We start from the raw sequence: 7,207 nt of genomic DNA, 5'->3' as shown, positions 1-7,207 counted from the left end.
TGAACCGAACCCTATAAAGCGGACAGCTTAATAAAAGACCCTGCTTATGCGGCGATGAGATGACTCCGGTATTGTGCCGGAGTCATCTTTTTTAGATTCCATTGATATCGGTGGTTGTTGTACTCGTAAACATACTCATCCACCAGTAGTTTGAGCTCATCGAAGGTTTGGCATTGCCTGTAGTCAATTTCATCTTTCATATGACCGAAGAAGGATTCCATCGGCGCATTGTCCCAACAATTTCCCTTTCGGGACATTGATTGTTTGATGTTCAGGTCCTTGATGCGTTTCTGATACTCGGGATGGGTGTAGTGGAACCCTTGGTCTGAATGAAGGACGATTTCCGGATGAAGATTCTCTCCAAGAGCTCCTTCAAGCTTGTCCAGCGTCCGGTAGACGATTGGCATGGAAAGGCTGGTCGTCAGTTCATGGACGAGGATTTCCTTGGTCGCCGCATCCTTTATCGTGGAAAGGTAGGCTGGCTGGCCTTTGCCGTGATACAGATAGGTAATATCAGTCAGGAGGACCTTGCCCGGCTCATCCTGTTGGAACTCACGATTCAGGTGATTAGACACCGTACGGTGTTCCTGCGTCGCCTTCGCCATCTTCCTGTAGGGATGGGCTCTCCGGATTCTGGCATGAAGGCCGAAGAGGCCAGTGAGGCGAAGGATTTTCTTGTGGTTCATGACTACGCCATATTCATTCCTCAAAATCATATGTAGGGTGCGGTATCCTGCTTTCCCTTTCTTCCGTTCCTGGATCTCGATCAGTAGAAGGGCATCCTCATAATCCGCCTCCGCACGGAGGTCGCGTGAATCACGGCGGATCAGCCATTCATAGTAACCCTGACGGCGGACTCCCGCGACCCTGCATAGATAGGCGACGGCTCTCTTGAGCCCAAACGTCCGGATCACTTCTTCAATCAATGCATATTTCTCTCCCGGTGTAAGCCTTACTTCCTCAGCCTCCTCTCGGCTGCCTCTAACTTTTTTAACAATTCCAGTTCAGCCTCTAGATACTTGATCTTAGCCTGTGCCTTTTTCAGTTGTTCTTCCGCAGACAGATCTCGTGTTACCGGCCGGCCAGTGCTTCCGCGGCCCCGACGCTCAGACAACAGTCCTTCCTCGCCAAGGGCGTCATACGATTTCCTCCATCGCTTTAGCGATTGTTTAGGTATATCCGTCCCAATCTGCTTGGGATCCAACCCTGCCTCCAGGAAGATTTCGTATGGCGTCTTGCCTTCCTGATAGGCCTTCACGGCGTTCAATTTAAATTCAGGCGAGTATTGTATGGTCTTATCCGTTACATGAAGGACATTGGGATTGTCCTCGAGAAGTCGGCGAATGGATTCATTGATAGGTTGGCGGCTCATTGAAAATCTCCTCCGTTCAACTTTGTGTTCAGTATAGCGGAGTTTTTGACCACGCAAAAACCCCGAACCGGGACTTTTTTTAAAGTGTCCGTAGTTCGGGGTTCAGTTCACCAGTGTCCCGGCGGCGTTTTCTTTTTCTAGGATGAAGCCGGGTTTTGTCAGTTCACTAAACGGAGCAACGTATTGGGCAAGTCCATTTGCCTCGAGTCTTTCTCTCCATGTTTTCATCGAATTCCTCCTAGAAATGGCAATCTACTATGTTAACGGATGAAGCCGGGAAACGTTTCATGTTTTTTCTGAAAAATACACTTGACTTTACCCGCAGCACAATCCTATACTGTTTACCAGATGGAAAACAAAATCAGAATACTCTTATCAAGAGCGGCGGAGGGAATAGGCCCTGCGAAGCCCGGCAACCGGCGGACGATGTCTGCAAAGGTGCTAATTCCTACAGATCCGGGAGCGGATCTGGCAGATAAGGGGAGGCATGCGGCGTGTTCGCATCGGCCCTCTTCCTATCAGAGAAGAGGGTTTTTCATTTTTCCGAAAAGACAAAACCTCCTCTCCTATCGTGTTTCCATCGAAACCATACCTTTAGGAGGAAATCAATATGACAAACTTCAAACCAGAAACGATTCTCGTGCACGGAGGCCAGGAGCCGGATCCGACAACAGGCGCAATCGCCGTACCGGTCTACCGCACGACCGCTTATGCATTCCGTGACACAGAGCACGCGCAAAACCTGTTCGCCCTGAAAGAGTCCGGCAACATCTACTCCCGAATCATGAACCCGACGGTTGACGCGTTCGAGAAGCGCATCGCGGAACTGGAAGGCGGCACGGCTGCCGTTGCGCTTTCTTCCGGGATGGCGGCAATCGCGTTCTCGATCCTGAACGTCGCCCAGGCAGGGGACGAGATCGTCTCCGCGGCAAACCTTTACGGCGGAACGTATAACCTGTTCGCGGTGACACTTCCGCGTTACGGCATCAACGTGAAGTTCGTCGACTCGACAGACCCTGAAAACTTCCGCGCGGCGATCACCGACAAGACAAAGGCGATTTTCGGCGAAATCATCGGCAACCCGAGCCTGAACGTCCTTGATGTGGAAGCCGTCGCGAACATCGCGCACGAAAACGGCCTGCCGCTCATCATCGACTCCACATTTGCGTCGCCTTACGGTTCAACTCCAATCGAGTACGGCGCGGACGTTGTCGTCCACTCGGCAACGAAATGGATCGGCGGACACGGCCGCGGTGTCGGCGGCGTAGCCGTTGACGCGGGCAAGTTCGACTGGACCCAGGGCCGCCACCCTGGTTACACGGAGCCGGATGTGACGTATCACGGTCTCCGCTACGGCATTGATACGGCGCAGGCAGCATTTGCAACACGCCTCCGCGTGCAGTTGCTTCGCGACTTCGGACCGACGCTCAGCCCGGATAATGCGTTCCTCTTCCTCCAGGGGCTTGAGACGCTTCACCTCCGCATCCAGCGCCACAACGAAAACGCGCTGAAGGTCGCGCAGTGGCTGAAGGATCACCCGTCCGTCGAGTGGGTTCAGTACAACGGCCTCGAAGAGCACCCGTCGTACGAACTCTCGAAAAAGTACCTGAAGAATGGCGCCGGATCGGTTGTCATCTTCGGCATCAAGGGCGGACGCGATGCAGGCCGCAAGCTGATCGACAACGTGAAGCTGTTCTCGCATGTCGCGAACGTCGGCGATGCACGCTCGCTCATCATCCACCCGGCTTCCACGACGCACCAGCAGCTTTCTGCGGAAGACCTGAAGAAGAGCGGGACAACAGAAGAACTCGTACGCCTTTCCATCGGCCTTGAGAATGTCGAAGACATCATCGCCGATCTGAAACAGGCGATTGAGACTGCAGCTCCTGTAAACGCATGAATGTTTGAATAATTTTAAACTTTTCCCGCCCCGGGGGTTTCCTTGCGGGGCGGAACTTGTTATATTGGAAGGAATCTTTGTGTCGGAGGTGTTTCGCCCATGGCTCCAGTGAAAGCGGCCATCCTTGGATTCGGTACGGTCGGCCAAGGCATTTATACAATCGTGAATGAACGGAAACAACAACTTGAGAAAACGATCGGTTCTCCGATCGAAATTGCTGCGATCCTCGTCCGCGACTTGGATAAAACCCGCCCGGAAACTCCGGGAGTCCTCATTACCGACCGGTTTGAGGAAATCCTGGCCATCCCGGATCTGAAGGTCGTTTTCGAAGCGATCGTCGGCGAAGAGCCGGCACGCACATATCTGGAGCAGGCGATCGCCGCCGGCTGCCATATCATCACCGCGAACAAGGTGATGTATGCCAAAGCCGCCCCGGCGCTTGAACGGCAAGCCAAGGAACAGGGGACCGGTGTCGGATACGAGGCGACCGTCGCAGGCGGCGTCCCGGTGATCAAGACGATCGGCAACCTGAACCTCACCAATGAAGTGACCGGAATTCAGGGTATCCTGAACGGCACATCGAACTTTATCCTGACCAAGATGCGCAAGGAATCGTGCACATTCGATGACGCGCTTAAGGAAGCGCAGGAACTCGGTTATGCCGAGGCGGATCCGACCAATGACGTGTCCGGCTTCGATGCCTTCTGCAAGCTGATGATCCTGAGCGGTCTGTCGTTCGGCCTTCAGCCGGACTGGGAAGACGTGCCGATGGAAGGCATCGATTCGCTCTCGCTTGAAGAAGTGACCGATGCAGACCGGCAGGGCCTCCGCTACCGCCACATAGCAGATGTGCGTCGCGGAGAAGACGGCACCATCCAGGCATCGGTCGGCCCGGTGCTGATCGGCCCAGACCATCCGCTCTACGGCATCGACGGCGTCGACAATGCAGTCGCCATCGAAACGGCCTATGCCGGGACGCTCACTGTGATCGGCCCGGGCGCCGGCATGCTTCCGACCGCGAGCGTCATGGTCGAGGACGCGGCAGTGCTGCTGCGGGAACATGCCACCTTTCGCGAACTCGTGACGAAGTAAATGAAGAAAAGCGATGCCTCGCCTTGAGCGGGGCATCGCTTTTGTGTTGCGGGGAACTGAGTTTGAAGAATAGCCCTCCGAGTTTGAAGAAAACCGCCCCGAGTTTGAAGAAAAGCCCCCTGAGTTTGAAGAATACGAGGCGGGCGGCTGTCCGCCGGCCGCAAAAAGGAGGTCCCCGGTAAATTCGGGTATCTCCTTTTATTCCGGAAACAGGTCGGACGACAGGTACCGCTCGCCGGTGTCGGGAGCGAGGCAGAGGACATTGGCGTCCTTCGGCAACGTCTTGGCGATCTGTACGGCGAAGTGGGCGGAGGCCGCAGCGGATGCGCCGACGAAGATGCCTTCTTCCGCGGCAAGGCGGCGTGCCATCACTTGGGCATCACCGTCATCGATGAGAAGGATTTCGTCATAGACGTCACGGTTGAGGATGGCCGGAACAAATCCGGGGCCGGTGCCCGGAATCTTATGAGGCCCGGGTTCTCCGCCTGACAGGACGGGGGACCCCTTCGGTTCGACCACATAGATCTTCAGGTCCGGAATCTGCTTTTTCAGCTCTTCCCCTGTGCCGGTCACGGTTCCGCCTGTGCCTGCCGTCAGGACGAAAGCATCCAGCTTGCCGTCAAAGGCTTCCATGATTTCCACAGCGGTCGTTCCGCGGTGGGCATCCGCGTTTGCCGGGTTCTCGAACTGCATCGGGATGAACGCATCCGGGATGTCCTTGGCCAGTTCTTCCGCCTTGGCGATGGCGCCGTTCATGCGTTCGGCAGCCGGCGTCGAATACACTTCCGCGCCGTATGCTTTCAGGATTTTTACCCGTTCCGCGGTCGCGTTGTCCGGCATCGTCATGATGCACCGGTAGCCTTTTGCCGCGCACACCATGGCGAGGCCGATCCCTGTGTTGCCGGATGTCGGCTCGATGACGGTGCTTTTGCCTGGAGTCAGCTTGCCTTCTGCTTCGGCGCGTTCAATCATGTTCAGTGCGGCGCGGTCTTTAACGCTGCCGCCGGGATTGAACGATTCCAGTTTGATATATACGTTCGCCCCGTCCGCATCCGGGATTTTATTGAGCCGGACGGCGGGGGTGTTTCCGATCAGATCCAGAATGGACTGAACGATTTTCATGGCAGATTCCGCCTTTCCTACATACGATGGTCTTAATTCCTATTTAAAAAGTATAGTTTAAAAAATTATCTCCCGCAACTCTCCGATTTCCAAGTTACATCCATTGACTTATGGAGGTTTTCGGGTATGATTATGCTTAAAACTTAGTAATTCGATATGGATTATAATTTTAGATTAGAAGGAAGTGCAATAATGTTCCTTAAGATAGATGAAATACAAAAAAGCTTCGGAAAGGACGGCCGGCGCGAGCAGGTGCTCAAGGATATCAGCATCGATGTCCGTGAAGGCGAATTCATCTCGCTGCTTGGACCATCCGGCTGCGGCAAGTCGACACTTCTGAACATCGTCGCCGGGCTGAACCGCCCGGACTCGGGGATCCTTCAGCTGGACGGCCGCGATATCGTGAAGCCGGGCAAAGAGCGGGGCATGGTGTTCCAGCAAGCTGCTTTGTTCCCTTGGCTGACCGTCGAGGAGAATGTCATGTTTCCGCTGAAGGGCATGCCGAAAGAGGAAGCTAAAGAAATCGCCAAGAAATACCTCCGGCTGGTGCAGCTGAGCCAGTATGCAGACCACCATCCGCATGAGCTGTCGGGCGGCATGCAACAGCGTGTGTCCATTGCGCGTGCCCTTGCGATGGACCCTGCGGTGCTTCTCATGGATGAGCCGTTCGGTGCACTCGATGAACAGACACGGATGCGCCTACAGGGCGTGCTCGAAGAAATCTGGATCGAGACGAAAAAGACCATCATTTTTGTCACGCACAGCATCCAGGAAGCGGTCCGGCTTTCCGATCGCATCATCGTCATGGGAACGCATCCCGGCCGGGTCCTGCGGGATATCGAAGTCCGGCTCGGACGCCCGAGGGAAGGTCATCTGAAAGAGATGGCGGCCTATGAGGAATCGATCCTTGAAATGCTGAAGACGGAAAACGACAAAGTGGAAGAAGAGGAACGTAAAAATGCGGTTGGCTATTAAACGTCTCGTCTTCTTCGTTTCCCTGTTTCTGGTATGGGAACTCGCGGTCCGGCTGTTCCAGATCCCGGCGGTCCTCCTGCCGGCGCCGACCGACGTGTTCCGCGCACTCGGTGAAATGATTGCGGACGGTACGCTGTTCCGTGACCTCGGAGCCAGCTTCATGCGGCTTTTGGTCGGTCTCGCAATCGCCCTCCTGATCGGTCTTCTGCTCGGCATACTGCTTGCAAAGTCCAAGACGGCAGATGAAACGCTCGGTTCGCTCATTCTTGCACTGCAGAGTATTCCGAGCATCGTCTGGCTGCCGCTTGCCATCATGTGGTTCGGCCTGAACGAGAAATCGGTCATCTTCATTATCGTGCTCGGTGCCGCGATCGTCATGACGATCAATGTGCGCACCGGCATACAGAACGTCTCGCCGATCTACCTGAAGGCGGCGCAGACGATGGGTTCATCCGGCCCGGATCTGTTTTTTCGGGTCATGCTGCCGGCATCGGTGCCGTATTTCGTCACCGGCACGCGGCTTGCCTGGGCATTCGGATGGCGTGCCCTCATGGCCGGGGAGCTTCTCAGCACCGGCCCGGGTCTCGGCTACACATTGAAATATGCTTCCGACTTTGGCCGGATGGACATGGTGCTCGGCATCATGATCGTCATCGGTGTCATCGGCGTCACGGTCGACCTGCTCCTGTTCCAGCGATTTGAACAGCAAGTCAGGAAAAAGTGGGGCCTTGAACCGTCTTCGTGAC

7 protein-coding genes and 1 riboswitch are annotated in these 7,207 nt (G+C 55.2%); of the genes, 4 read left to right on the top strand and 3 right to left on the bottom strand.

Annotation, left to right across the window (positions count from 1 at the left end):
• Nucleotides 1–44: 44 nt before the first annotated feature.
• Nucleotides 45–1,372, bottom strand: a protein-coding gene (locus tag DZC51_RS06830; protein WP_370513675.1) for an IS3 family transposase whose coding sequence is annotated in 2 segments (ribosomal slippage) — nucleotides 45–985 and nucleotides 985–1,372 — 1,329 coding nt in all. Because the reading frame shifts where the segments join, the coding sequence is not laid out codon by codon here.
• Nucleotides 1,373–1,474: 102 nt separating this feature from the next.
• Nucleotides 1,475–1,600, bottom strand: coding sequence for a hypothetical protein (locus DZC51_RS16340; RefSeq protein WP_255448115.1), 126 nt, complete (start codon nucleotides 1,598–1,600; stop codon nucleotides 1,475–1,477).
• A gap of 141 nt (nucleotides 1,601–1,741) precedes the next feature.
• A riboswitch (SAM riboswitch) is annotated at nucleotides 1,742–1,854 on the top strand.
• Between the two features lie 128 nt (nucleotides 1,855–1,982).
• Here DZC51_RS16340 and DZC51_RS06825 point away from each other — a divergent pair.
• On the top strand, nucleotides 1,983–3,272 hold the full coding sequence (locus tag DZC51_RS06825; RefSeq protein ID WP_157294628.1) for an O-acetylhomoserine aminocarboxypropyltransferase/cysteine synthase family protein: 1,290 nt from the start codon (nucleotides 1,983–1,985) through the stop codon (nucleotides 3,270–3,272).
• 99 nt (nucleotides 3,273–3,371) lie between these two features.
• Nucleotides 3,372–4,364 (top strand): homoserine dehydrogenase, encoded by a 993-nt coding sequence (locus tag DZC51_RS06820; protein WP_157294627.1) that lies wholly within the window; start codon nucleotides 3,372–3,374, stop codon nucleotides 4,362–4,364.
• Between the two features lie 198 nt (nucleotides 4,365–4,562).
• Here DZC51_RS06820 and cysK read toward each other — a convergent pair whose 3' ends face one another.
• On the bottom strand, nucleotides 4,563–5,486 hold the full coding sequence (gene cysK, locus DZC51_RS06815) for a cysteine synthase A (protein ID WP_157294626.1): 924 nt from the start codon (nucleotides 5,484–5,486) through the stop codon (nucleotides 4,563–4,565).
• A 192-nt stretch (nucleotides 5,487–5,678) separates the two neighbouring features.
• Here cysK and DZC51_RS06810 point away from each other — a divergent pair, with 192 nt between their 5' ends.
• The gene (locus tag DZC51_RS06810) at nucleotides 5,679–6,461 is read left to right on the top strand and encodes an ABC transporter ATP-binding protein (RefSeq protein ID WP_157294625.1); all 783 of its coding nucleotides are present in this window, start codon (nucleotides 5,679–5,681) and stop codon (nucleotides 6,459–6,461) included.
• Entirely contained in the window at nucleotides 6,445–7,206 is a 762-nt protein-coding gene (locus tag DZC51_RS06805; protein ID WP_157294624.1) for an ABC transporter permease, read from the top strand. Before DZC51_RS06810 ends, DZC51_RS06805 begins: the two co-directional genes overlap by 17 nt.
• The last annotated feature ends 1 nt before the right edge of the window (nucleotide 7,207 follow it).

The organism is Bhargavaea sp. CC-171006 (assembly GCF_009761675.1).
Classification (GTDB): Bacteria; Bacillota; Bacilli; order Bacillales_A; family Planococcaceae; genus Bhargavaea; species Bhargavaea changchunensis.
The sequence above is the reverse complement of the archived record's forward strand: the minus strand, read 5'-3'. Positions and strand labels throughout refer to the sequence as shown.

Excerpts from the sequence above, each read along its gene's own strand:
- DZC51_RS16340 (WP_255448115.1), bottom strand. The coding sequence starts at position 1,600 with ATGAAAACATGGAGAGAAAGACTCGAGGCAAATGGACTTGCCCAATAC.
- DZC51_RS06825 (WP_157294628.1), top strand. The coding sequence starts at position 1,983 with ATGACAAACTTCAAACCAGAAACGATTCTCGTGCACGGAGGCCAGGAG.
- DZC51_RS06820 (WP_157294627.1), top strand. The coding sequence starts at position 3,372 with ATGGCTCCAGTGAAAGCGGCCATCCTTGGATTCGGTACGGTCGGCCAA.
- cysK (WP_157294626.1), bottom strand. The coding sequence starts at position 5,486 with ATGAAAATCGTTCAGTCCATTCTGGATCTGATCGGAAACACCCCCGCC.
- DZC51_RS06810 (WP_157294625.1), top strand. The coding sequence starts at position 5,679 with ATGTTCCTTAAGATAGATGAAATACAAAAAAGCTTCGGAAAGGACGGC.
- DZC51_RS06805 (WP_157294624.1), top strand. The coding sequence starts at position 6,445 with ATGCGGTTGGCTATTAAACGTCTCGTCTTCTTCGTTTCCCTGTTTCTG.